The following is a 22383-nucleotide window of genomic DNA, read 5'->3' on the forward strand; positions in this document are numbered from 1 at the left end:
GACTGCTCCTTCATCAGAGGAACTCTGCCCGGCCCTCCATCGCTGAGGATGCGAGCGCGTGCTCCCGCCGCGGGATCCGGCCCGCCTGCTTGGCCAGCCTACCGGCGATCACAGCGTGTTTGAAGGCCTCGCCCATCTGCACCGGGTTCTGCGCCCGCGTTACGGCGGTGGCAAGCAGGACGGCGTCGCAGCCCAGTTCCATGGCAAGGGCAGCATCGGAGGCCGTCCCGATCCCGGCATCCAGGACCACGGGTACGGAGGCCCGGGACACGATGAGCTCAATGTTGTGGGGGTTCAGGATGCCAAGGCCGGTCCCGATGGGCGATCCCAAGGGCATCACGGCTGTTGCACCCAGGTTCTCGACCCTGAGCGCGAGTACGGGATCGTCATTGGTGTAAGCGAATACCTTGAAGCCTCGGTTCACCAGCTGCTCCGTTGCATCCACCAGTTCCACGGCGTCTGGAAGGAGCGTGTGTTCGTCCGCGATGACTTCCAGCTTCACCCAATCGGTCTCAAGTGCTTCCCGGGCCAGTTCAGCAGTCATTACGGCGTCCTTGGCCGTGAAACAACCAGCAGTATTGGGCAGCACGCGGATGTCATGGTCCACCAGCAGCTGAAACAGCGAGCCCGTTTCGGCGGGCGAATAGCGACGCATCGCCACCGTGGTGAGCTCGGTCCCCGAAGCGAGGAGCGCTGCTCCCAAGCCATCGAGGCTCGGCGCGCCTCCGGTACCCATGATGAGGCGGGAACCGAATTCGACGCCGTCGATCACCAGTGCGTCGGTGCGAACGTCAACGTTTGCTGTTGTCATGATTAGCCTCCCTGGACTGCTGTTACGAGTTCAAGTTCGTCTCCGTCGGAGAGCGCTGTCACGGCCCATTGGCTGCGCGGCACCACCTCGGAATTGCGTGCGACAGCGACTCCCAGCTTGCCGCCGTCGGCCGCTTGTCCGCGAGGGTCCAAGGCGCGACCGGTGACGGCGGTGACGAGGGTACTGACGGATGCGCCGTCAGAGACTGCGTGGTCGGTTCCGTTCACTGTGATGTTCATGCTGTTTCCTTGGTGGTGGTTCGTGCTGCTGGTGTGAGTGTTCGGGCAACAGGGGCGTTGCCCACGAAACGATGGGGCAGGAAGGGGGCCCACCGGGAGTCCGTGGAGCCTTTGAGGAGTTCCCCCACGATCTTGGCGGCCACCGGAGTCAGGAGGACTCCGTGGCGGAAGAATCCTGTGGCAATCACCAGGCCGTCGATGCCACCGTTGGAAACACCGACCCGTCCGAGCAGTGGAGCGTTGTCCGGAGTTCCGGGCCGGGCGCGGGCGGTTGCTTCAAGGAGTTCCAGTTCAGCCACTGCGGGGACCAATACTTGGGCGTCCCTCAGCAATTGGTAAACGCCACCCGCCGAGACCGCGTTGGAAGAGGCTGACAACCCGTCTTCGCGTTGCGTGGCTCCAATCACCACAGTTCCGTCGTCCCGGGGCACGATGTAAACCGGCACCCCGCGAACCATCCCGCGAATCGTTGATGTGACCAAGGGCCGCAGGTGATCGGGGACGCGAAGCCGGAGGATGTCCCCGTAGACCGGCCTTACGGGAAGCCTGAGGCCTTCAGGGAGACCGGAGAGTTGGGACGCCCCGAGCCCGTTGGCCACCACCGTTTCTCCGGCGTGAACGGTGACTCCTGAGTCCAGCGCCACGCCTGTGACACGCCCGCCTTCCCACAGCAAACCGCGCGCCCTGGAAGCAATGGCGAATCCGTCATCGGCTCCCGACACCCAGGAACTGTCATTGGGCGAATGGGCTGCCAGTCCTGCCAGGAGGCATGCCGCGAGTTTCCTTGGATCGACTTGGTGGTCGGCAGGTATATCGAAAGCACAGGAGATCTGCGGGCTGAGGAGCGGCTCCCGTTGCCTCGCGTCCCGCAGAGCGATAGGTTCGACTTCCAGGCCAGCCGCAAGCTGGACCGACCTTAAGTCCGCGAGCGCCCGGCGGTCGGCTGCGTCGGCACCCACGGCGAGGGTCGGCGTCGTGCGATATCCGTTGTCCTCCGCGCCTTGATGCAGGCCGTCCACGAAGGAGGGCCAGAGCTGGGAAGACTCAAGCATTAACTCAAGAAGGTCTTCTTCCTGGTAATGGAGTTCGCTGACGGGTGCAAGCATGCCTGCCGCTGCGAAGGACGCGCCGGAAGCGGGAGCGGGGTCGATCAGCGCAACTGAACGGCCCAATCGCCGGGCTTCGTGAGCGATGCCGAGGCCGATGACGCCACCACCAATGACGGCAACGTCTGCCTGGAGGCGGGTATGGCGGGAATCTGCCATTCGTTTCCTTCCCTACGCCGGTACTAGCCGGATCAGGTCAAGCGGTCGGCGCTGAAGCCCTCTCAGCCGGACAGTCATATGACGAATGTCGCGGCTCCCGCAGTACGAGCCCAGTTTAGAGGAACTACTCTGGTTCCCATGACTCAGCCTGACGCTCTTGCCTCCGCCCGCCTTTACCTGTGCACCGATGCCCGTAAGGAGCAGGGCGATTTTGAGGACTTTGTGGACGCCGCTTTCGAAGGCGGCGTGGACATCATCCAACTCCGCGACAAGACGCTGGAAGCTGCCGAGGAACTGGAGATGTTGGCCGTCCTGCGGAGCGTCGCACAACGGCACGGACGGCTTTGGGCGGTCAACGACCGGGCCGATGTTGCCAGCATTTCAGGGGCTCCCGTGTTCCACATCGGGCAAAAGGACCTGCCCCTGACTGCAGCCCGGACCCTCCTGCCGAACGCCACCGGCATCGGCCTCTCCACCCACACAACCGAACAAATCGATGCCGCTGTGGCCACCTCCCAAGGGCCCCTGGGACTGGACTATTTCTGCGTGGGTCCGGTCTGGGCAACACCCACCAAACCCGGTCGCGCTGCTGTCGGTTTGGACCTGGTCACATATGCCGCAGAAGCGGTCAAGCGCTCGGGCGACGGTGTGACCCTCCCATGGTTCGCCATTGGTGGCATCGATCTCAGCAACGTTGAACAGGTTGTGAAAGCGGGCGCCGGCCGGATCGTGGTGGTCCGCGCCATCACAGCGGCACCGGACCCGACGGCGGCGGCCAAGTCGCTGCTGGAAGCCTTGGATTCCGTCTAGGGAAGCCGGAGGTTCCGCGCGATCCGCGGGCTAGGCGGTCAGGCCGAGGCCAGTCATCCGGCGGGCGTGCTTTTCGGCGAGCTCCGTCGTCAGCCTTTTCGCCGCGGCACGCGCGTCCCCGCCGCTTTTCAGCATCGGCCCCAGCAGGGGGTGTTCCATGCCCACGCGTTGCGCCTGCGTCAGCGCTTCCCCCACCAAGCGGCGGCCCCACAGCGCCAATCGCGAAGCGAGGCGCGGGTCATCTGCCAAGGCCCGCCTGAGCAGGACGCGAAGGACTTCCGTGGCCTGATCGGGTGAAGCAACGCGCTCAACGAAATGCTGCGTTGTCGGGTCGAGGAACATCGAGACAGCCCTATAGAAATCCGATGACACAGTATCGATGACATAGGCCTTCATCACGGATTCGAACCAGTCCCCCGGCTTGGTGCGCTCGTGGAAGTGATCGAAGGAGCGCTGAAACGGCAGCATGGCACGTTCGGGATCCAGACCCATCTCCGACAGGCGGTCGTTGAGGAGGGCGAAGTTTCCGTAGGCCCCCACTGCGATCTTCGCGAGCACGGACCTGTCGTGAAGCGTGGGTGCATAGCGGGAATCCAGGGAGAGCCGCCCGAAGGCGGACAGTTCGCCATACGCCATGGCTCCAAGCAACTCCGCTGAGAGTTGCCCGGCATAGGCTGCGGCGTCCGGGGAAGTGCCCATGATCCAAGACTATCGGCCCATTTCGGGCTAACCTGATTTTCGTGTCACATCATCGGATTGCGCCCAACGTCGACGACTCGTCGGACCAGCTCGCCTCGGCCCTCGCCGCCCTGAGGACGGAGCTGGAACTCCCCGGCGAATACCCGGCAGAAGCTGTGGACGAGGCCCGGGAAGCGGTGGAGGCCCTTGAGCTGCCAGCCCAGGACCTGCGGGATATCCCTTTTGTGACCATCGACCCCGCGACGTCCACCGACCTGGACCAGGCTCTGTTCATTGAAAGGGCCGGTGATGGGTACAAGGTCCTCTATGCCATCGCCGATGTGCCTTCCTTCGTGGCTCCCGGCGGCGCGCTGGATACCGAAACGCGTCAACGCGGGCAGACGTTCTACGCCCCTGACGGGCGGATCCCGCTGCATCCGGAGGTCATCAGTGAGAACGCGGGAAGCCTGCTGGCCGACCAGGATTGCAGCGCGTTCGTTTGGGATTTCGACCTGGACGGGAAAGCTGAAATTTTGGCCGTCACCGTTGCCCGTGCGACTGTGCGCAGCAGGGCAAAGCTGAGCTACAAGGGCGCACAACAGCAGATCGACGACGGTACTGCCCCGCCGGTTCTCCAGCTACTCAAAGAAGTGGGACTGAAGCGCGTTGAACTGGAACGTCAACGCGGCGGCGCAAGCCTCAACATGCCGGAACAGGAAATAGTCCAGGCGACTGACGGCGGCGGGTACAGAATCGCAGCGGCACCGTCCCTGCCGGTTGAGGATTGGAACGCGCAGATCTCCCTCATGACCGGCATGGCCGCCGCGCAGATGATGCTCGATGGAAAAGTGGGCATCCTGCGCACCATGCCCGCACCTGATGATCGGTCACTGCTCCATTTCAAGCGGCAGACCACTGCCCTCGGCAAACCCTGGGACGGAGAGGTCAGCTACGGCGAATACCTGCGGACCCTGGATGCATCCGATCCCAAACAGCTGGCCATCCTGCATTCAGCCGGAACGTTGTTCCGCGGTGCAGGCTACACGCCCTTTGACGGTGATGTTCCGGCCAATGTGATCCAAGCAGCTATCGGGGCTCCCTATGCCCACACCACAGCACCCTTGCGGCGCCTCATTGATCGCTTTGTCCTGGTGATCTGCGAAGCCCTCAGCAATAACCAGGACATTCCGGCGTGGGCGCGTGAAGCCCTCCCGTCGTTACCCGAGATCATGGCATCCTCTGATCAGTTGGCCGGACGCCTTGAGCGGGCGGCATTGGACACAGTGGAAGCGGCTCTCGTTGCCAACCACATCGGCCAGGAATTCGAGGCTGTTGTCATTTCCGGGTCCAAACCCTCCAACGGAGCCGCCCGTGGAAACGGCAACGGCAATGGAAACGGCAACGGACCCTTTGGCGTCGTGCAAATCGCGGAACCCGCTGTCACGGCCCGGTGCGACGGAGAAATGGAGTCCGGAACCAAGGTTCGGGTGCGCCTGCTGAAGGCTGATATCGCCAGCCGGGAGATCCGATTCCAGTTGCTGCCCTGAAGCCGCTCATCCGGCGATCCGGGCTTTCCGGCCCCCAGAGGATAGACTGGGCTTGTAGTAATGGATGCCCGGTCGTTGATTCAGTTAATTTTTGAACTCAACAAGCCCGCCCCTACGCGATCTTGAGATGTACCAACTGGTCACCAGTGCCAGTACTTAGATAGCCCGCGATCGGCTTCCACTGGACTTGCTTGCGCGCCCGTTCGTGCTCCGGTACGGCTCCGCCGCCGCCGTTGAGCATGCAGCGCCAATGCCCAAATGAATAAGGAAACTCCCTGTGAGTGAATTGCATACCCACGAAGTCCTGACGGACTCCACCGGAACCGAATCAATCGAACCCGAGGAAACGATCATCTCGGATGAGACGCCCCACGAGATCGAAGAGAAGTCGTTCGCTGATTTTAACGTGCGCGCCGACATCGTTGAGTCCTTGGCCGACGCTGGCATCACGCACCCCTTCCCCATCCAGGCCATGACCCTGCCGGTCGCCTTGAGCGGCCACGACATCATCGGCCAGGCCAAGACGGGAACCGGAAAGACGCTTGGGTTCGGCATTCCCGCCCTCCAGCGCGTAGCCGGCCGCGACGACGCCGGTTACGAAAAGCTTGCTGTCCCGGGCGCACCCCAGGCCCTGGTTATCGTCCCCACCCGTGAACTCGCGGTGCAGGTTGCCAACGATCTCCAGACCGCGTCGCGCAAGCGCAACGCGCGCATCGCCACCATCTACGGCGGCCGTGCGTACGAGCCGCAGGTTGATGCCCTGCAGAAGGGCGTCGAAATCGTAGTGGGCACGCCCGGCCGGCTGATCGATCTCTACAAGCAGAAGCACCTCAGCCTCAAGAACGTCAAGATGGTCATCCTTGACGAAGCCGATGAAATGCTGGACCTCGGCTTCCTGCCCGACGTCGAAACGCTGATCGCCGGCACCCCCGCCGTTCGGCAGACGCTTCTCTTCTCGGCAACGATGCCCGGCCCCGTCATCGCCATGGCCCGCCGCTACATGACACAGCCCACCCACATCCGTGCGGCTGACCCGAATGATGAAGGCCTCACCAAGCGCGACATCCGCCAGCTCATCTACCGTGCCCACAGCATGGACAAGACCGAGGTTGTGGCCCGCATCCTGCAGGCCCGCGGACGTGGCCGCACCATCATCTTCACCAAGACCAAGCGCACCGCCGCGAAGGTTGCCGAGGAACTCGTAGACCGCGGCTTCGCAGCTGCAGCCATTCACGGCGACCTGGGCCAAGGCGCCCGCGAGCAGGCGCTCCGCGCTTTCCGCAACAACAAGGTTGACGTCCTGGTGGCCACCGACGTCGCAGCCCGCGGCATCGACGTCGATGACGTCACCCACGTCATCAACTACCAGTGCGTGGAAGACGAAAAGATCTACCTGCACCGCGTTGGCCGTACCGGTCGCGCGGGCAACAAGGGCACGGCCGTCACGTTTGTTGACTGGGACGACATGCCTCGCTGGGGCCTGATCAACAAGGCCCTGGGACTCAGCGTTCCCGAGCCCGTTGAGACGTACTCCTCTTCGCCGCACCTGTTCTCCGATCTCGACATCCCCGAGGGCACCAAGGGCCGCCTGCCGCGCAACAAGCGCGTCCTCGCCGGCGTCGACGCCGAGGTCCTTGAGGACCTGGGCGAGACGGGCAAGAAGAACGCCCGCTCCGGCGGCTCCGGCCGGGATGGCGGACGAGACGGCAAGCGCGACGGCGGTCGTGACGGCGGCCGTGGCCGCTCCGGCAGGTCCGGTGACGCCGAGTCCAGCGAATCCAAGGGCGAGGGTGGTCGTAACCGTACGCGCCGCCGTCGTACTTCTGATGGTGAGGCAGCCCCGGCTGCCGGCGCCTCGGAGACCCGCACCGCCACTGCGGACAATGCGGAGAAGCCGTCACGTACGCGTCGGACCCGCACGCGTCGTCGCAACGGCGAAGTGGTTTCCGGAGAGACCGCAGCTGCCCAGTCCGGCAGCACCGAGGCCTAAAAACCTCAATGACTGAATCTGTTTGGGCGCCGGACGGCGGCAACTTGGTGGTGCACGCGGACAACGCGGAATTCCTCCCTACGCTGCCGGACGGCGCCTTCACACTCATTTACGTGGACCCGCCCTTCAACACGGGCAGGGTCCAACGCCGCCAGGAAACCCGTATGGTCCGCAATGCGGACGGCGACGGCGACCGCGTCGGCTTCAAGGGCCGTTCTTACGACACCATCAAGGGCGCCCTCCATAGCTACGACGACGCCTTCAGCGATTACTGGTCTTTCCTGGAACCAAAGCTCGTGGAGGCCTGGCGACTGCTGGCAGACGACGGCACCCTGTACCTGCATTTGGATTACCGGGAAGTCCACTACGCCAAGGTGATGCTGGACTCGATCTTCGGCAGGGAATGCTTCCTGAACGAGATCATCTGGGCCTACGATTACGGCGCCCGCGCCAAGAACCGCTGGCCCACCAAGCACGACAACATCCTGGTGTACGTCAAGAACCCCACCAAATATCACTTCGACAACGCCGAAGTGGACCGGGAACCGTATATGGCGCCTGGCCTGGTCACTCCGGCCAAACGCGAGCTCGGCAAGCTTCCCACGGATGTCTGGTGGCACACCATCGTCTCGCCCACGGGCCGCGAAAAGACCGGCTACCCCACTCAAAAACCTGAAGGCCTGGTTCGCAGGATTGTCTCTGCATCAAGCCGCGAGGGCGATTGGTGCCTTGATTTCTTCGCCGGTTCAGGCACCCTGGGCGCAGTTGCAGCCAAGCTGGGCCGCAACTTCGTGTGCGTAGACCAGAACGAACAGGCCATCGAGGTCATGCGGAAACGGCTGGGCAGCAAGGCAGGTTTCCACCGGAGCGGGTCCTTGCCGGTCGCCGGCCTGGATCAGGCAGCACCCTTCACGAAGGCCTGAACGGCGTCCGCGATCATCTGGACGGCAATGGCTGACAGCAGCAAGCCGGCGATCCGGGTCACCAGCTCCACTCCGTTTTCACCGAGCACGCGCTGTACGACGCCAGCGAAGCGCATCGCAAGGTAAAGCGAGCCCAGCACCACGGCAATGCCAAGGCCAACCGCCAAGTACTCCGAGAGCTGGCTGGACTGCTGCACGAACACCATGACGGCGACGATCGCCCCGGGCCCGGCCATCAGCGGTGTTCCCAGCGGCACAAACGCCACGTTTTTGTACTTGGCAGCATTCTCTTCGCCACTGGTGGACCCCGTCAGCAGCTGCAGCGCAATGAGCACCAGAAGCAGACCGCCGGCGCCCTGCAAGGCCGCCAGCGAGATGTGCATGTAGTTCAGGATGGACTGCCCGAAGATCGCGAACACAACGATCACACCGGTGGCCACCAAAAGAGCCTGGAACGCGGACCGGTTTCGGTCCTTGGCCGACATCTGAGCCGTAAGTGACATGAAAATCGGCACGGTACCCGGGGGATCCATGATCACGAACAAGGTGACGATCACGGAGGCAAGCAGTTGAAGATCCATCAGCGAATGACCGTGCTCCCTGTTGCCAACTCCTCAATGCGTGCCAAGACCTCGGGCGAGGTAGTGTTTTCGCCCAACAGGTTGGGCTTGCCCGCTCCGTGATAGTCAGATGACCCTGTCATGAGCAAACCGTGTTCGGCTGCCAGGCCCCGCAGGAACGTGCGGCCCTCCTCCGGGTTGTCCCGATGTTGAACCTCAAGTCCCAGCAGTCCGGCATCAATCATGTCCCGGTATGTCTGCTCCCCCACAATGCGTCCCCTCGACGAGGCCACAGGATGGGCAAAGACTGGAACGCCGCCGGCTGCACGGACAAGCTCGACGGCGACTGCCGGGTTGGGCGCATAGTGCTGCACGAAGTACCGCGAATGAGAAGTAAGGATGGAAGTGAAGGCCTCCGTTCGATCCGCGACAACGCCAGCCGCGACCAAGGCATCGGCGATGTGAGGGCGACCCACCGTGGCACCGGGAGCCACGTGGTGGATGACGTCATCCCAAGTCAACGGGTAATCCTCGGACAACAAGGTGACCATGTGCTCGGCACGGGTGAGTCGGGCGTCCTTGGACTTGGTGATTTCCTCCAGCAAACCCGCATGGGTGGGGTCGTGGAGGTAACTCAGCAAGTGAACGCTGATTCCCTTCTCGGTCCGGCAGGAAATCTCCATTCCGGGAACGAAGGCAATGCCATGTTCCCGGGCCGCCGCGGCAGCAGATTCCCAGCCGTCCGTCGAATCGTGGTCCGTCAACGCCACGGCGTCCAGGCCGGCCGAGACGGCGGAGATGATCACGCCGGCCGGTGTCTCGGTTCCGTCGGAAACATTTGAGTGCGCATGCAGGTCTATCCTCACTTTCCCAGCCTATGGGATACGGGCATGCTTGGAGCGTTGCGCCGTTGGCCTCCTCACGTAACTGGTGGGACGATGTAACGGTGAACGATGCCGAAAACACCCAGAACTCGTCCTCCCAGCCACTGCAAGAGCGTGTCAACAACCGCTCGCAACGGCCCACATCCGATGCCTTCAAGGCATTCATGGCCAGCAACTGGGCGCCCGCCCCGCAGGTGACCCCCGCGCGAGACGCCGTTGCAGACCACGCTGCCCGCCGCCGTCGTACTATCTCCGAACTGTTCAAGGGCGAACGGCTCGTCATCCCCGCCGGTCCATTGAAGGTCCGTTCCAACGACTGCGACTACCGCTTCCGCCCGCATTCCGGCTTCGCCCACCTCACCGGCCTGGGCCTCGACCACGAGCCCGACGCCGTGCTGATCCTTGAGCCTGTTGCTGAAGGAAAGGGCGACGACGGCGGTCACCACACTGCCACCCTCTACTTCCGTCCGTTGGCCGGCCGGGATACAGAGCAGTTCTACGCGGACTCGCGCGCCGGCGAGTTCTGGATCGGTGCGCGTCCCACACTGGCCGAATTCGAAGCCCGCCTCGGCCTCCCCACCGCGCACATCTCCGAGCTCGAGATGGCCATCACCAAGAACGTGGGCGCCCCGGAAATCGGCGGCATCTCCATTCGCCTGGTCCGCAAGGTGGACGAGAACATTGATGCGCTGGTTGACACCGCCCGCTACAACACGGCCAAAGACCCCGAGAACCTGGACCTCGGCGAACTCGACGCCCTGGATGAGAAGCTCAGCGAAGCATTGTCCGAGCTGCGCCTCATCAAGGACGAGTGGGAAATCGAGCAGATGAAGATCGCTGTGGCGGCAACCGTGGAAGGCTTCGCCGACGTGGTGCGGGCACTCCCGCGCGCGCTGACCCACAAGCGCGGCGAACGTGTAGTTGAGGGCGCTTTCTTTGCCCGGGCCCGCGAGGAAGGCAACGAACTCGGTTACGACACCATTGCCGCGTCCGGCAACAACGCCACCGTGCTGCACTGGAACCGCAACTCCGGGACCGTCAATGCGGGCGAACTCCTTCTCCTCGATGCCGGTGTGGAGGCAGACTCCCTCTACACAGCGGACATCACCCGCACACTGCCGGCTACAGGGACGTTCACCGATGTCCAGCGCAAAGTCTATGAGGCCGTGCTCGACGCCGCCGATGCCGGTTTTGCTGCCGCCCAGCCGGGCGTGAGGTTCCGGGATATCCACACCGCTGCAACCACGGTGCTGGCCGAACGCCTCGCCGAGTGGGGTCTGTTGCCTGTTTCCGTGGAGGAAGCCATCAGCCCGGAGGGCCAGCAGCACCGCCGCTGGATGCCGCACGGCACCAGCCACCACCTTGGCCTGGACGTCCACGACTGCGCGCAGGCAAAGCGCGAGCTCTACCTCGATGGCATCCTCACCGAGGGCATGGTTTTCACCATCGAACCCGGGCTCTACTTCAAGAATGAAGACCTCGCCATTCCCGAGGAGTACCGCGGGATCGGCGTCCGCATCGAAGACGACATCCTCATGACCGCAGACGGCCCCCTGAACCTCAGCGCAGCGTTGCCGCGCAAGGCCGACGACGTCGAGTCCTGGATGGCCGGCATCTACCAGGAAGCCCAAGGCTAAGCGCACGCCGTTGGGCTGACACAGGCAGTTGGGCCAAACCAAGGGAAGGCCACCGGAGATCCGGTGGCCTTCCCTTGGTGCATTGCGGAGGCTAGTGCTTTGCGGAAGCTGGTGCCTGCGGAGGCTGGTGCCTGCGGAGGCGACTACTGCTTGGGCGAACCCTCGGCGCTGGAGTGATCTCCGTCTTCCTGTGGCGCATTCCGTGTCCGGTCCTGGCTGTCGGCCACCCGGACACCGTACTGCGGGCGACCGTCCGGGAGGTCCGGGTAACGGACAGCTGCCGGCGCCGGGTTCGGAGCCGGCTGGGTCTCCGACGCAGCTGCGCCCTGTCCCTCCGGAGCCGACCCATTGGCCTCAGGACCACGCTGGCCGTAGGGGTCGTTCCAGGTGGAAGGCCGCTCAGGAGCCTGGCCCGGCTGCTGGAACGGCGCATTCGGCTGGTTGTAGTTGGCCTGCGGCGCGGCTGCCTGCGCCGGGTTCATCGGCAGCTGGTGAAGCAAACGGCGGGCCTCGTGGGCTGCCTCTACAGAGACGATGACGTCGTAGTTGGTGGCCACTACCTGGCTGGTTGAGGTGAAGTCACGCTTCCCGCGCTGCATGGCATAGGTGACGATGCCGAACAGCATGAAGAAAGCCGCACCCATGAGCACAGATGTGATGATGGAGAACGGTCCCCCGGCGGGAGTAAAGAAGGACAGCATGACGCCTACGAAGAGGCCGAACCACATGCCGCTCAAGGCACCGGACAATGCCACCCTCGGGTAGCTCAGGCGGCCTGTTACCCGTTCCACCATTTTGAGGTCGTTGCCCACGATGGACACCAGCTGTACTGGGAACTGCTGGTCTGCGAGGTAGTCCACCGCCTTCTGGGCATCCAAATACGAGGTGTACGAGCCTACGGTGTCACCTTGGGGGACACTGCGGGATTCCTCAACGGCTTTGGGAGCACCAAAAATGTTTGACATAGCCCCATTGTGTCTCATGGACATGTGTAGCGGCTGTAATTCAGCTAAAAGAGAGCAGACTCGGTAGCCTGTAAACATGAGCACACATCCCTCACGCGTCTTTGTCGCGCGCTTGCTCGGCTTGGACGTCTTCGACCCCCTGGGCGATCGTCTGGGCCGGTTGCGCGACGTCGTGGTGCTCTCCCGCGGCACCCGTGGTGCGCCCCATGTGGTGGGCATCGTGGTTGAAGTTCCGGGCAAGAAGCGGGTTTTTGTTCCCATGACGCGCATCACGTCCATAGACCAGACGCAAATCATTTGCACCGGCCTGGTCAACCTGCGCCGCTTCGAGCAGCGCGGCGCCGAGACCCTGGTGGTCGCTGAGATGTTCGACCGCCGCGTGACGCTGGCCGATGGCAGTGGCGACGCCACGATCGAAGACATCGCCATGGACCAGCACAGGTCCAAAGACTGGTTTGTCAGCAAGCTCTTCGTCCGCCGTGGGCACTCCCTGTCCCCCTTTGGCAGGCTTCGCCGCAACGAGACCCTGATCATCGATTGGGCCGATGCACAGACCGGCGCCCATAACGAGCCCCAGGCTGCCACGCAGTTCGTTGCCACGCACGAAGACCTTAAACCTGCCGACTTCGCTGAGGCCCTCCAGGAAATGAGCGACAAGCGACGTTTCGAGGTGGCCAGTGAGCTTCAGGACGAGCGCCTCGCCGATGTCCTCCAGGAACTCCCGGAAGACGACCAGGTGGAGATCCTCTCAGCGCTGGATGTGGAACGAGCCGCTGACGTCCTCGAAGAAATGGATCCGGACGACGCCGCCGACCTCTTGGCCGAGCTGCCTTCCGCTCAGGCGGAAGAGCTGCTTCAACTCATGGAACCCCAGGAAGCCGAGGACGTCCGCCGTCTCCTGGAATACGACGAAGACACCGCCGGTGGCCTCATGACTCCGGTTCCGGTCATCCTGCCGCCGGAAGCAACCGTGGCCGAGGCCCTGGCACACGTTCGCCGCGAGGAGCTCTCGCCTGCACTGGCCTCATCCATTTTTATCGCCCGCCCTCCCTTGGAGACGCCGACAGGCCGTTTCCTGGGGGTGGTGCACATACAGCAACTGCTGCGCTTCCCACCGCCGGAACCGCTGGGCAACCTCGTGGACAAGAACCTCGAGCCGCTCTCGGACCAAGCCCACATCAGCGAGGTGGCCCGCACCTTGGCCACGTACAACCTGAACTCGCTTCCAGTCGTTGACGACGACGGCCGCCTTGTGGGGGCGGTGACTGTTGATGACGTGCTGGATCACCTGTTGCCGGATGACTGGCGCGCCCATGAGGACGACGCCCCTATAAGGAAACTTGGAGGCCGCATTGGCTGATAACAACGCCGCCCGATCCCCCAAGTCCGCAGGACGCTCGAGCAGTAGCCTTGACACGCCCCTGAGCGGTCGCCAACGCATCCTGCCCAAGTTCTCCCCGAACCCGGACGCGTTCGGAAACGCAACGGAGGGCTTCGCCCGGTTCATGGGCACGCCGACGTTCCTCGTCTACATGACGGTGTTCTGTGTCTTCTGGCTTGCCTGGAACACCTTCGCGCCCACGGACTGGCAGTTCGACCGCGTGGAGCTGGGCTTCACCCTGCTGACCCTGATGTTGTCCCTTCAGGCTTCTTATGCGGCACCGCTGCTGCTGCTCGCCCAAAACCGGCAGGATGACCGCGACCGTGTCTCGCTCCAGCAGGACCGCCAGCGTGCCGAACGCAATCTCTCCGACACCGAATACCTGACCCGGGAACTGGCGTCACTGCGCATCGCCTTGCGCGAAGTAGCCACCCGTGACTACGTCCGGACCGAGCTCCGAAGCCTTCTGGAAGACATCATCGACGCCCAGGAGGAACTCCGCGAGAGCGAAGGCGCCACTGATGGCACGGAATCGCCGGGTGAGAAGGTCAAGGAGAAGCTGAAGGAGAAGCGCGACAAATCGCGTGGGCCCCGCACACAGCAGATTCCGAAGGTTCGCCCACCGCGGGCCGCAGGTCCACAACATTCCACCGGCAAGCCATCGCCTGAAAATCCCGAAAGCCGAGCCTGAACGTATGAGCATCGCATCTGCCGAGGCGCTGCATGCTGCCTTGGCCACCGTCATTGATCCCGAGCTCCGGCGCCCCATCACGGAACTGGGAATGGTGGAATCGGTGTCGGCCGATGATGACGGCGCAGTACACGTCGCAGTTCTGCTGACCATCGCCGGTTGCCCCCTGCGAGAGACCATCACCAAGGACGCCACCGACGCCCTGATCCGGGTGGAAGGCGTCACGGGCGTAGATGTTGAACTGAAGGTCATGACCCAGGCCCAGCGGGAAGCCCTCAAGGAACAACTCCGCGGGCCCGGTGGACAGCGCGGCATACCCTTCACCAAGCCTGGCTCCCTGACCAAGGTGTACGCCGTAGCCAGCGGAAAAGGCGGTGTTGGCAAGTCATCCGTCACCGTCAACCTGGCGTGTGCACTTGCCGCCCAAGGCCTCCGGGTTGGCATCGTGGACGCCGATGTGCACGGCTTCTCCGTGCCCGCCCTGATGGGGATCGACCAGAAACCCACGCAGGTAGACGACATGATCCTGCCGCCTGTCGCCTACGGCGTGAAGGTCATCTCCATCGGCATGTTCGTTGCGGGCAACCAGCCGGTGGCCTGGCGCGGTCCCATGCTGCACCGGGCCCTGGAGCAATTCCTCACCGATGTCTACTTCGGTGACCTCGATGCGCTCTTCCTGGACCTGCCCCCGGGCACGGGCGACATCGCCATTTCCGTGGCGCAGCTCCTGCCCAACGCAGAAATTTTGGTTGTCACCACACCGCAGGCAGCTGCTGCCGATGTCGCAGAACGAGCCGGTACCATCGCCACCCAGACAGGGCAGAAAGTGGCCGGCGTCATCGAGAACATGTCCTACCTGGAAATGCCCGACGGCGGACGTATGGAACTGTTCGGAAGTGGCGGAGGTGCCATCCTGGCTGAGCGCTTGAGCGCTGCCGTGGGCAGCGACGTTCCGCTCCTCGGGCAGATTCCCTTGGACATCCGTTTGCGGGAGGGCGGCGACGCCGGAAAACCCGTGGTCCTGGCAGCACCTGAAACGGCTGCCGCAAAAGCGATGGAAGGTATTGCTTCCGCTTTGGCCACGCGACCCCGCGGACTGTCCGGCATGTCCTTGGGAATCCAGCCGCGCTAGGCCGGCACCCTTCACTCCGAGCCGGCACCCACAACGTGCTTCACTGCTTCGAATCAGGTCGCTTCGGTATCGAACGGGGCAGCTTCGCCCTCGGCGAGCCGCTCAATGACCCGCACAGGGGCCTTGGGCTTGGTATCTACAGCAGTGGCAGCAGCTGCTGGAGCTCCAGCGCTGACTGGCTTGGTGTCGTCATCCAGGAGCGCGTCCTTGATGATTCGACGGGGATCATACTGGCGGGGATCATACTTCTTCCAGTCGACGTCATCGATGTCGATGCCGACTTCTTCTTTGATCTGCTCGCGGGCGCCGGAAGCCATCCGACGGACTTCCTTGACCAGGTTGGCGAGCTTTTGAGTGTATTCGGGCAAACGGCTGGGACCGATGACGAGTACGCCGATAATCAGAAGGAGTATGAACTCCGGGCCGTTGATTCCAAGCACGCTACGAAGATTACCTTGTCTGTGGTGCCGCTCATAAACCGGCGGGACGGAGTAGGGTCTGAAGGCCGCGAAGCAGCCTCTGGTACCAGGCTTCCGGATCTTCATCGGCGGACATTAACGCCATGGACTCCCCGGCCCGGACGATTTCAGGGACGGCGTCGTCCGCGCTGTCCGCCGGGAGGTCGGAGGCATAGCTGATGACTGCGGCGGGCATGGTGTAGACAGCCTTCCACGGGGTTCCCTGCGTGACAGAAAGCTGCGCAGACGTAGACCGTCCAGTTCCGGATCGATCCGCTGGCAGATGTTCCTCCACGATAGTGGCGTAGTGACCGTTGCTTTCGAGCCTGATCTCCACAGCCGGATTCCCGTTATGCATGGTGGCCTGGGCGGACACGACGTGGAAGCCCATTCCGGATAGTTCGGGACACGCCCACCCGTCTTCACGCAGTGACTCCAGCTGGGCAGCGCTCAAGCTGACCGTGCTGCCGGCCCGAAATGCGGGTCCAACCATGGCTTCTGCGGGGTTACCCGTCCAGGCACCGGCAAGTGGGCCAACATCGCTGGTTCCCGCAAGGGCCTGTGGTCTTTCGTCGCCGGCGATCACGTAGGCGGACAGTGCCAAGGCTCCTGCGCTCACCGCCAAGGTGCCGGCAGCAATGCCCGCAATGCCAAGGCCGCGCAACCGACGGTTCGGATATTGCGGTGGTGAGTACATTGGTGCCGGTTCGTTGGCCAAGCGTTCGGTGTGCTGAATTAATCGCGCCGCAAGATCCTGGCTGGCTTCGGGCACGGCTGCCGCACGGAGGCGTTCAAGGTACTGCCGTTCCCGGCGGAGCGCGCTCCGGCAGTCCGGGCAGTCCTCCAGGTGTTCGGGGCTGCGTGTATGGCGAAGCGCAGCCAATTTGCGCCGGGACAGGGCTCCCGGACGAAGTGAACGTCGAGGCATCGACTACCTAAAGAATGCTGGCGATGCGGGGCATCTTCAGCCGCGGCTTGCGGGCCTCCGCCGGTCGGGGGTCACGGTGGGCAAGCTTCTCGCGCAGCATGGTCCGGCCGCGGTGGATACGGGACCTGACGGTTCCGAGCTTCACACCGAGCGCCTCCGCCACTTCGTCATAGGAAAGGCCCTCAAGGTCGCACAGCACGACGGCGGCGCGGAAGTCCGGCGGGAGTTCTTCCAAGGCCCTTTGGACATCAAGGTCAAGGTTGTTGTGCTCGAAGCTCTGCTCAGGGCCTGGCTCGCGGCCGGGCAAGCGGGATTCGGCATCCTCGGCAAGCGCGTCGAAGCGGATCCGGCTCTTGCGCCGGGCCTGGTCCAGGAACAGGTTGGTGGTAATGCGGTGCAACCAGCCGTCCAGGGTTCCCGGCTTGAAGTTTTCCAGGGACCGGAAAACCCTGACGAAGACCTCCTGGGTGAGGTCTTCGGCGTCGAACTTGTTGCCGGTCAGGCGATAGGCGAGGCGATATACCTTGGCGGAGTGGTTCGAAACCACTTCCTCCCAGCTGGGCATGACCCAATCTGTAACGGCCTCAAGGCTTTCCGATGTTTGGACTGGCGCAGCATGCGATGCCGGCATCGTCCACTCCCCTCAAACTGTGGTTCACCGAGTCTTCGGCGCCGCCCACCTCATGGATGACCGGAGCATTATCATCCCAAGTTTGTCTGGGAATTTCCTGACTGGCAGAGGATTTCCCCGCGAGGCTGAAATCGGCCGTGGACACAGGTGCGGGGAGGCTTCCCTGCGACGGGTTTACGGGGGCGGACACAGTAGTCTTGGTACAAACACCCCTACCCGCGGAAAGCGAACCCCTTCATGAGTGCCGACAAGTCAAGCAGCTGGTCCTACGCAGAAGATCTGCCGGCTGAGGATGACGTATTGTTGCGTGCCCGGGAGCGGTCATTCGAACTTGGTGTTACTCCCATCAGTCCCGGTGTGGGCGCCGTGCTGACCGTACTCGCTGCCGCCTCCAAAGCGCAGACAGTGGTGGAAGTCGGCTCAGGTGCCGGGGTATCCGGGGTTTGCCTGCTGCGTGGATTGAGTCCTCACGCGGTGCTGACCACTATCGATGTGGACGTCGAACACCTCAAGGCGGCCAGGGAAGCGTTCTTGGAATCGGGTAGCCCGGCCAACCGCACCCGTACCATCTCGGGCCGCGCAGCCGACGTGTTGCCGCGCCTGACCGACTCTGCCTACGACCTCGTCTTCATCGACGCCGACAAGCCCAACTTCCCCAAGTATGTAGAACAGGCAATCCGCCTCCTGAAATCCGGCGGCACCCTGGTCATCAACGATGCGTTGGACAAAGACCGCGTCTCAAATCCCGCAGCTCGGGATGCCACCACGGTGGTTCTGCGTCAGATCGGCAAGGCCATTCGCGACGACGAGCGGCTGGCTTCGGCGATGCTGCCCACCGGCGATGGACTTCTGGTGGCCGTCAAGAAGTAGGGCGGTTCAACAAACCCGGGACCAGAACCGGTAGCAAGAGCTTAAACAAAAGCAGGGCCCCGGCTCTGAAATGCTCGCCAGGCCCTGCTTTGTAACTCTAGTCAAAAATGCCTATTCAGTGACGCCTACGAGGCATTCCTTGAGGTTGGCCGCTTCCGCGGCATTGAGCTCGACAACGAGTCGTCCTCCGCCTTCGAGCGGCACACGCATGATCAAGCTGCGTCCCTCTTTGGTAACTTCCATAGGGCCGTCGCCGGTACGTGGTTTCATAGCCGCCATTAGGAAAATCCCCTCCATTTGTCCCAAGTCACGCCAACCCGGCCGGGCTGGTTCCGCGTCGCAATTGCAGCCGGCGGCACCGCTTGGGAGGCCGCCTTGGCCGGGCACTTTTCGGTGCTTTGTCCTTGCTCTTAGTCCATTATCCCGTAATTACCCGTCCGTAGCGAATCAAACGCCTATTTGTCCGGGCTTTGTACATACTCGCCTTGCCCGGCAAAGGTCCACGTCAGGGCGGGTAGTCTCCGCCCCCGGGGAGCGGGGCCCACGCCCACAGCCACACCACCCACACGATCTGGAGGAGGACGAACATCAGCACGACGGTTCCCCGGTACGCCTTGGACTTGGACAGCAACGCCACCCCCAGCGCCAGCGGGAAAAGGGGCAGCAGCATTCTGAATGTACTGGTCTGCGGATGCAGGAAAACCAGCAGGTATCCCATGTAGCAGGCGCACCAGAGCCTTAACTCGGTTCCGAGCGCCCGAACGGGCTTTGACACCATGACCAGCACGAAAAGTGCCGTGAAGACGAAGGGGGCCAGCACACCCAGCACGGGACCGAACAGCATCCTGCCCGTATCGAACCATGGCTTGAAAGGAACAAGATCGTGCCCCCGCCAGGCTGTTTCGGTACGTGTGTAGGCCGTTAGTTCACCGGTAGTGGCCCACGCAATCGCCGGCCACGCCAGAGCCCCGGCTCCCGCTGCCAACACCAATGCGGCCAGCGATAACAGGCTGCGCACCGGCGTCGGCCCGTCGTCGTTGGAAGCTGAAGCCGGAGCTGGAGCCGGCAGTGTCCTGGATGGCCCGAAGTGCTGCCATAAACGCCACAGCAACAGCAACCCCACCATGGCTGCAAAAGGAACCCCCGTGGGCCTGGAAAGGCACATCAGGAGCACTACGGGAATAGCTGCCAGGTACTGGCGCCGAACCACCAGCAGCAAGGAACCCGACAACAACAACAGATTCAGCGACTCGGCATAAGGGACCTGGAGAATAGGTGATACCGGGAAAGTAGAGACGAAGATGACGCCCCACAGGGCGGCCCGCTTGCCTGCGAACTCGCGGAAGAGCTTGTAGATCACCAAAGCAGCGCCCACACCTGCCAGCATCGCGATGATCGTGAGCGAAGGGAGGGTTCCTATCCCGGTGACCGCCGAGAGACCCCTGGCGAGGAAAGGAAAGAGCGCGTAGAACGCCCAGGCGTTTTGCTGCACCACGCCGTTCGTGTCCAGGGGAAGGACCGAGGGGTATCCCTTGTCAGCAGCTTCCTGGTACCAGCGCCCATCCCAGATGGTGATGAAGTTCCAGTAGTCAGGAGCCGGCGGGAACCAGGGATTCGTTCCCTGGTGAATGGCGGCCGCCATGAAGATGCAGGCGCTGACCAGCCTGGCAGCCACAAAAACCAAGGAAACCTGTACCCACCACGGCCATCCAGCCATTCTGGCGGCCGCGGCTGACAACCCCAGGGAAAGCCGCGCGGTGGGCCCTCGCTGCACCTGTGTCTTCGGGGCAGCAGTTCCCTTCGGCGCCGGGACCCGGGAACTCACTGCCCGGTCCGGCCGGTTTCGCCGTCCTGGAGGCGCGGCTGGACCAAGGCGCCAAGCCGTTCGATCTCGCGATCCTTTGCCTGCAGCTGGTCCCTCAGCTCATCCAGGACCTGGTCAACCTGATCCATGCGATACCCGCGAAGCCCCAAGGCAAAGCGCAAGGAGTCGACGTCGGAGGGCTTGGCATCCTCCGGCAGCAGAACAGCGGGCAAGTTGGGGACCGGTTGGTCAAGTCCCGAACCGATCGAGCGCCCCCGTACGATCCCGGCGCCGAGATACAGCGCCGCGCCGATGAGGACTATCGCGAGAAAAACCAGGAAAAAGCTCACAGGGTCCATCGTGCCAGAAACAGCCGCCTATTCCGGGCGCTGGTTTCCATTGGTGGTAGGGGGTAGCGGTGCACCGTGCAGGACACGGTGCACGGCATCGGCGGGGTCATCCACCAGCTGGATCAGGTCAAGGTCCTTCTCGGAAACCATGCCTTCTGCCACCAGAGTGTCCTTGATCCACTCGATCATGGGTCCCCAGAACCGAATACCGAGCAGCACGATGGGGAACGACGTCACTTTGCGGGTTTGGACAAGCACCATGGCCTCGAACAACTCATCGAGGGTGCCGAGTCCTCCCGGAAGCACCACGAAGCCCTGCGCGTACTTAACGAACATGGTTTTGCGGGCGAAGAAGTACCGGAAGTTGATGCCCAGGTCCACCCACTGGTTGAGTCCCTGCTCGAAAGGCAGTTCGATGCCCAGGCCCACGGAGACTCCGTTGCCTTCCACGGCGCCCTTGTTGGCGGCTTCCATCGATCCGGGTCCGCCACCGGTGATCACGGCAACTCCGGCTTCAGCGAGCTTGCGTCCTACATCGACGGCCATCTCGTAGTACTCGGTTCCCGGTTTGGTTCGTGCCGATCCGAACACGCTGACGGCAGGCCCCAAGTCAGCCAGGGCTCCGAAGCCCTCCACGAATTCGCTTTGGATCCTCAGGACACGCCAAGGATCGGTGTGGATGAACTGCCCGGCACCGCTGGTATCCAACAAATGCTGGTCCGACATCCCCGTATCCGCTTGTTTGCGACGGAGCTCGAGGGAGCCTTTGTGCTTGGCGGGAGCGATCTCCGAGGGGAGTGGCACATGGGTGCCCGTGACGCGACCGTTGGCATCCGGGTGGGGAACTGGGTGCTGGCTGATGCTCATTGCCCAAGGCTAGCGCGTACGAAGGCCTGCTCCGTCGCTGCGACCCGCTTCTTGCATTGCAGTCTGGTATATCGCTGTGGGGCAGGTTTCTGTTCAGTCACGATCTTCAGGAAGTTGCCGTGACCGTGGTCATATTTGCTTCTTTGTTCGCTAGATTCGTCGTATGACTACTCAAGCGTCCGGCGATGCCCTCGTCTCCCTGAACGGCGTCAATAAGCACTACGGTCAATTGCACGTCCTCAAAGACATCAACCTCCAGGTTCAGAAGGGTGAAGTCGTGGTGGTTATCGGGCCTTCCGGTTCCGGTAAATCCACTCTCTGCCGTGCGATCAACCGTTTGGAAACGATCGACGACGGCGACATCGCCATCGACGGGAAGAAGCTTCCCGAAGAAGGCAAGGACCTCGCGCACTTGCGTGCCGACGTCGGCATGGTGTTCCAGTCCTTCAACCTGTTCGCCCACAAGACGATTCTTGAGAACGTCACGCTGGGCCCCATCAAGGTTAAGAAGGTGGCCAAGGGCACGGCTGATAAGGAGGCCATGGCCCTCCTTGAGCGTGTAGGCGTCGGGCATCAGGCCCCGAAACTTCCCGCCCAGCTCTCCGGCGGCCAGCAGCAGCGTGTGGCCATTGCCCGCGCTCTCGCCATGAAGCCGAAGGTAATGCTGTTCGACGAGCCCACATCCGCGTTGGACCCCGAGATGATCAACGAAGTACTGGACGTCATGATCCAGCTGGCCAAGGAAGGCATGACCATGATCGTGGTCACCCACGAGATGGGCTTCGCCCGCAAGGCCGCTGACCGAGTGGTGTTCATGGCTGACGGTCAGATCGTGGAAGACGCAACTCCCGAGGAATTCTTCACCAACCCGAAGAGCACCCGTGCCAAGGACTTCTTGTCCAAGCTCTTGACCCACTAGCTCCTTACCGCCAGCACCCCCGGCCGTAAGGCGGCCACCCAAT

Annotated in this window: 24 protein-coding genes and 1 riboswitch; of the genes, 10 read left to right on the plus strand and 14 right to left on the minus strand. The window is 62.9% G+C overall.

Annotated features, from left to right (window positions below):
* Nucleotides 1–13 precede the first annotated feature (13 nt).
* The 3 genes from ACNAOT_RS15560 to thiO all read right to left on the minus strand — a co-directional run bounded on the left by ACNAOT_RS15560 (nucleotide 14) and on the right by thiO (nucleotide 2315).
* Entirely contained in the window at nucleotides 14–811 is a 798-nt protein-coding gene (locus ACNAOT_RS15560; protein WP_420178505.1) for a thiazole synthase, read from the minus strand.
* A gap of 2 nt (nucleotides 812–813) precedes the next feature.
* Nucleotides 814–1050: a sulfur carrier protein ThiS gene (gene thiS / locus ACNAOT_RS15565; RefSeq protein WP_420178506.1), complete on the minus strand. Its 237-nt coding sequence runs from the start codon at nucleotides 1048–1050 to the stop codon at nucleotides 814–816.
* Nucleotides 1047–2315, minus strand: a complete 1269-nt coding sequence (gene thiO / locus ACNAOT_RS15570) for a glycine oxidase ThiO (protein ID WP_420178507.1) — start codon at nucleotides 2313–2315, stop codon at nucleotides 1047–1049. Before thiO ends, thiS begins: the two co-directional genes overlap by 4 nt.
* Nucleotides 2308–2426, minus strand: a riboswitch (TPP riboswitch). Its footprint overlaps the gene before it by 8 nt.
* 27 nt (nucleotides 2427–2453) lie before the next feature.
* Here thiO and thiE point away from each other — a divergent pair.
* On the plus strand, nucleotides 2454–3125 hold the full coding sequence (gene thiE, locus ACNAOT_RS15575; RefSeq protein WP_364306131.1) for a thiamine phosphate synthase: 672 nt from the start codon (nucleotides 2454–2456) through the stop codon (nucleotides 3123–3125).
* 30 nt (nucleotides 3126–3155) lie between these two features.
* Here thiE and ACNAOT_RS15580 read toward each other — a convergent pair whose 3' ends face one another.
* Nucleotides 3156–3824: a ferritin-like fold-containing protein gene (locus ACNAOT_RS15580; RefSeq protein WP_091468723.1), complete on the minus strand. Its 669-nt coding sequence runs from the start codon at nucleotides 3822–3824 to the stop codon at nucleotides 3156–3158.
* A gap of 41 nt (nucleotides 3825–3865) precedes the next feature.
* Between ACNAOT_RS15580 and ACNAOT_RS15585 the strand changes: the two genes are divergently transcribed.
* The 3 genes from ACNAOT_RS15585 (at nucleotide 3866) to ACNAOT_RS15595 (ending at nucleotide 8263) form a co-directional block, all read left to right on the plus strand.
* Nucleotides 3866–5350 (plus strand): RNB domain-containing ribonuclease, encoded by a 1485-nt coding sequence (locus tag ACNAOT_RS15585; RefSeq protein WP_420178508.1) that lies wholly within the window; start codon nucleotides 3866–3868, stop codon nucleotides 5348–5350.
* Between the two features lie 277 nt (nucleotides 5351–5627).
* On the plus strand, nucleotides 5628–7340 hold the full coding sequence (locus ACNAOT_RS15590; RefSeq protein ID WP_420178509.1) for a DEAD/DEAH box helicase: 1713 nt from the start codon (nucleotides 5628–5630) through the stop codon (nucleotides 7338–7340).
* Nucleotides 7341–7348: 8 nt separating this feature from the next.
* Nucleotides 7349–8263 carry a DNA-methyltransferase gene (locus ACNAOT_RS15595; RefSeq protein ID WP_091468729.1) on the plus strand — a complete coding sequence of 305 codons (915 nt, stop codon included), beginning with the start codon at nucleotides 7349–7351 and terminating at the stop codon, nucleotides 8261–8263.
* Here the strand turns inward: ACNAOT_RS15595 and ACNAOT_RS15600 are convergent.
* Both ACNAOT_RS15600 and ACNAOT_RS15605 read right to left on the minus strand, forming a co-directional pair.
* Nucleotides 8236–8844: a MarC family protein gene (locus tag ACNAOT_RS15600; RefSeq protein WP_091468732.1), complete on the minus strand. Its 609-nt coding sequence runs from the start codon at nucleotides 8842–8844 to the stop codon at nucleotides 8236–8238. The two genes, ACNAOT_RS15595 and ACNAOT_RS15600, sit on opposite strands and share 28 nt — an antisense overlap.
* Nucleotides 8844–9689 (minus strand): PHP domain-containing protein, encoded by an 846-nt coding sequence (locus ACNAOT_RS15605; protein ID WP_420178511.1) that lies wholly within the window; start codon nucleotides 9687–9689, stop codon nucleotides 8844–8846. Before ACNAOT_RS15605 ends, ACNAOT_RS15600 begins: the two co-directional genes overlap by 1 nt.
* 80 nt (nucleotides 9690–9769) lie before the next feature.
* Between ACNAOT_RS15605 and ACNAOT_RS15610 the strand changes: the two genes are divergently transcribed.
* On the plus strand, nucleotides 9770–11344 hold the full coding sequence (locus tag ACNAOT_RS15610) for an aminopeptidase P family protein (RefSeq protein ID WP_420178512.1): 1575 nt from the start codon (nucleotides 9770–9772) through the stop codon (nucleotides 11342–11344).
* Between the two features lie 143 nt (nucleotides 11345–11487).
* Here ACNAOT_RS15610 and ACNAOT_RS15615 read toward each other — a convergent pair whose 3' ends face one another.
* Complete coding sequence (locus tag ACNAOT_RS15615) at nucleotides 11488–12309, minus strand: general stress protein (RefSeq protein ID WP_420178513.1); 822 nt, start codon at nucleotides 12307–12309, stop codon at nucleotides 11488–11490.
* Nucleotides 12310–12385: 76 nt separating this feature from the next.
* Between ACNAOT_RS15615 and ACNAOT_RS15620 the strand changes: the two genes are divergently transcribed.
* The 3 genes from ACNAOT_RS15620 to ACNAOT_RS15630 are packed head-to-tail and all read left to right on the plus strand — an operon-like array spanning nucleotide 12386 to nucleotide 15513.
* Nucleotides 12386–13669 (plus strand): magnesium transporter MgtE N-terminal domain-containing protein, encoded by a 1284-nt coding sequence (locus tag ACNAOT_RS15620; protein ID WP_011775428.1) that lies wholly within the window; start codon nucleotides 12386–12388, stop codon nucleotides 13667–13669.
* Nucleotides 13650–14381: a DUF1003 domain-containing protein gene (locus tag ACNAOT_RS15625; RefSeq protein WP_420178514.1), complete on the plus strand. Its 732-nt coding sequence runs from the start codon at nucleotides 13650–13652 to the stop codon at nucleotides 14379–14381. Before ACNAOT_RS15620 ends, ACNAOT_RS15625 begins: the two co-directional genes overlap by 20 nt.
* A 4-nt stretch (nucleotides 14382–14385) precedes the next feature.
* Nucleotides 14386–15513 (plus strand): Mrp/NBP35 family ATP-binding protein, encoded by a 1128-nt coding sequence (locus tag ACNAOT_RS15630; protein ID WP_091468743.1) that lies wholly within the window; start codon nucleotides 14386–14388, stop codon nucleotides 15511–15513.
* A gap of 53 nt (nucleotides 15514–15566) precedes the next feature.
* Here ACNAOT_RS15630 and ACNAOT_RS15635 read toward each other — a convergent pair whose 3' ends face one another.
* From ACNAOT_RS15635 to sigE, 3 genes are read right to left on the minus strand one after another with little or no spacing between them, the layout of a single operon-like run.
* Nucleotides 15567–15953 carry a Sec-independent protein translocase TatB gene (locus ACNAOT_RS15635; RefSeq protein ID WP_420178515.1) on the minus strand — a complete coding sequence of 129 codons (387 nt, stop codon included), beginning with the start codon at nucleotides 15951–15953 and terminating at the stop codon, nucleotides 15567–15569.
* 31 nt (nucleotides 15954–15984) lie between these two features.
* On the minus strand, nucleotides 15985–16899 hold the full coding sequence (locus ACNAOT_RS15640; protein ID WP_420178516.1) for a hypothetical protein: 915 nt from the start codon (nucleotides 16897–16899) through the stop codon (nucleotides 15985–15987).
* A 7-nt stretch (nucleotides 16900–16906) separates the two neighbouring features.
* Entirely contained in the window at nucleotides 16907–17530 is a 624-nt protein-coding gene (gene sigE, locus ACNAOT_RS15645) for an RNA polymerase sigma factor SigE (protein WP_017198611.1), read from the minus strand.
* 237 nt (nucleotides 17531–17767) lie between these two features.
* On the opposite strand from sigE, the gene ACNAOT_RS15650 reads away from it, so the two are divergent.
* Nucleotides 17768–18400 (plus strand): O-methyltransferase, encoded by a 633-nt coding sequence (locus ACNAOT_RS15650; protein WP_017198612.1) that lies wholly within the window; start codon nucleotides 17768–17770, stop codon nucleotides 18398–18400.
* Between the two features lie 111 nt (nucleotides 18401–18511).
* Here ACNAOT_RS15650 and ACNAOT_RS15655 read toward each other — a convergent pair whose 3' ends face one another.
* The 4 genes from ACNAOT_RS15655 to ACNAOT_RS15670 all read right to left on the minus strand — a co-directional run bounded on the left by ACNAOT_RS15655 (nucleotide 18512) and on the right by ACNAOT_RS15670 (nucleotide 21421).
* Nucleotides 18512–18679 carry a DUF3117 domain-containing protein gene (locus ACNAOT_RS15655; protein ID WP_009357720.1) on the minus strand — a complete coding sequence of 56 codons (168 nt, stop codon included), beginning with the start codon at nucleotides 18677–18679 and terminating at the stop codon, nucleotides 18512–18514.
* 226 nt (nucleotides 18680–18905) lie between these two features.
* Nucleotides 18906–20117 carry a hypothetical protein gene (locus ACNAOT_RS15660; protein WP_420178517.1) on the minus strand — a complete coding sequence of 404 codons (1212 nt, stop codon included), beginning with the start codon at nucleotides 20115–20117 and terminating at the stop codon, nucleotides 18906–18908.
* Nucleotides 20118–20221: 104 nt separating this feature from the next.
* Complete coding sequence (locus ACNAOT_RS15665; protein ID WP_420178518.1) at nucleotides 20222–20563, minus strand: DivIVA domain-containing protein; 342 nt, start codon at nucleotides 20561–20563, stop codon at nucleotides 20222–20224.
* A gap of 18 nt (nucleotides 20564–20581) precedes the next feature.
* A complete protein-coding gene (locus ACNAOT_RS15670) occupies nucleotides 20582–21421 on the minus strand; it encodes a TIGR00730 family Rossman fold protein (RefSeq protein ID WP_178997004.1) in 840 nt (279 codons plus the stop codon).
* A 163-nt stretch (nucleotides 21422–21584) separates the two neighbouring features.
* Between ACNAOT_RS15670 and ACNAOT_RS15675 the strand changes: the two genes are divergently transcribed.
* On the plus strand, nucleotides 21585–22340 hold the full coding sequence (locus ACNAOT_RS15675; protein WP_011775438.1) for an amino acid ABC transporter ATP-binding protein: 756 nt from the start codon (nucleotides 21585–21587) through the stop codon (nucleotides 22338–22340).
* Nucleotides 22341–22383: the final 43 nt, after the last annotated feature.

The organism is Paenarthrobacter sp. TA1.8 (genome assembly GCF_048595705.1).
Taxonomy (GTDB): domain Bacteria; phylum Actinomycetota; class Actinomycetes; order Actinomycetales; family Micrococcaceae; genus Arthrobacter; species Arthrobacter nitroguajacolicus.

What these genes read in the sequence shown, in the direction of transcription:
- ACNAOT_RS15560 (WP_420178505.1), bottom strand. Translation starts at nt 811, where the DNA reads ATGACAACAGCAAACGTTGACGTTCGCACCGACGCACTGGTGATCGAC.
- thiS (WP_420178506.1), bottom strand. Translation starts at nt 1,050, where the DNA reads ATGAACATCACAGTGAACGGAACCGACCACGCAGTCTCTGACGGCGCA.
- thiO (WP_420178507.1), bottom strand. Translation starts at nt 2,315, where the DNA reads ATGGCAGATTCCCGCCATACCCGCCTCCAGGCAGACGTTGCCGTCATT.
- thiE (WP_364306131.1), top strand. Translation starts at nt 2,454, where the DNA reads ATGACTCAGCCTGACGCTCTTGCCTCCGCCCGCCTTTACCTGTGCACC.
- ACNAOT_RS15580 (WP_091468723.1), bottom strand. Translation starts at nt 3,824, where the DNA reads ATGGGCACTTCCCCGGACGCCGCAGCCTATGCCGGGCAACTCTCAGCG.
- ACNAOT_RS15595 (WP_091468729.1), top strand. Translation starts at nt 7,349, where the DNA reads ATGACTGAATCTGTTTGGGCGCCGGACGGCGGCAACTTGGTGGTGCAC.
- ACNAOT_RS15600 (WP_091468732.1), bottom strand. Translation starts at nt 8,844, where the DNA reads ATGGATCTTCAACTGCTTGCCTCCGTGATCGTCACCTTGTTCGTGATC.
- ACNAOT_RS15615 (WP_420178513.1), bottom strand. Translation starts at nt 12,309, where the DNA reads ATGTCAAACATTTTTGGTGCTCCCAAAGCCGTTGAGGAATCCCGCAGT.
- ACNAOT_RS15620 (WP_011775428.1), top strand. Translation starts at nt 12,386, where the DNA reads ATGAGCACACATCCCTCACGCGTCTTTGTCGCGCGCTTGCTCGGCTTG.
- ACNAOT_RS15630 (WP_091468743.1), top strand. Translation starts at nt 14,386, where the DNA reads ATGAGCATCGCATCTGCCGAGGCGCTGCATGCTGCCTTGGCCACCGTC.
- ACNAOT_RS15640 (WP_420178516.1), bottom strand. Translation starts at nt 16,899, where the DNA reads ATGCCTCGACGTTCACTTCGTCCGGGAGCCCTGTCCCGGCGCAAATTG.
- sigE (WP_017198611.1), bottom strand. Translation starts at nt 17,530, where the DNA reads ATGCCGGCATCGCATGCTGCGCCAGTCCAAACATCGGAAAGCCTTGAG.
- ACNAOT_RS15650 (WP_017198612.1), top strand. Translation starts at nt 17,768, where the DNA reads ATGAGTGCCGACAAGTCAAGCAGCTGGTCCTACGCAGAAGATCTGCCG.
- ACNAOT_RS15655 (WP_009357720.1), bottom strand. Translation starts at nt 18,679, where the DNA reads ATGGCGGCTATGAAACCACGTACCGGCGACGGCCCTATGGAAGTTACC.
- ACNAOT_RS15660 (WP_420178517.1), bottom strand. Translation starts at nt 20,117, where the DNA reads ATGGCTGGATGGCCGTGGTGGGTACAGGTTTCCTTGGTTTTTGTGGCT.
- ACNAOT_RS15665 (WP_420178518.1), bottom strand. Translation starts at nt 20,563, where the DNA reads ATGGACCCTGTGAGCTTTTTCCTGGTTTTTCTCGCGATAGTCCTCATC.
- ACNAOT_RS15670 (WP_178997004.1), bottom strand. Translation starts at nt 21,421, where the DNA reads ATGAGCATCAGCCAGCACCCAGTTCCCCACCCGGATGCCAACGGTCGC.
- ACNAOT_RS15675 (WP_011775438.1), top strand. Translation starts at nt 21,585, where the DNA reads ATGACTACTCAAGCGTCCGGCGATGCCCTCGTCTCCCTGAACGGCGTC.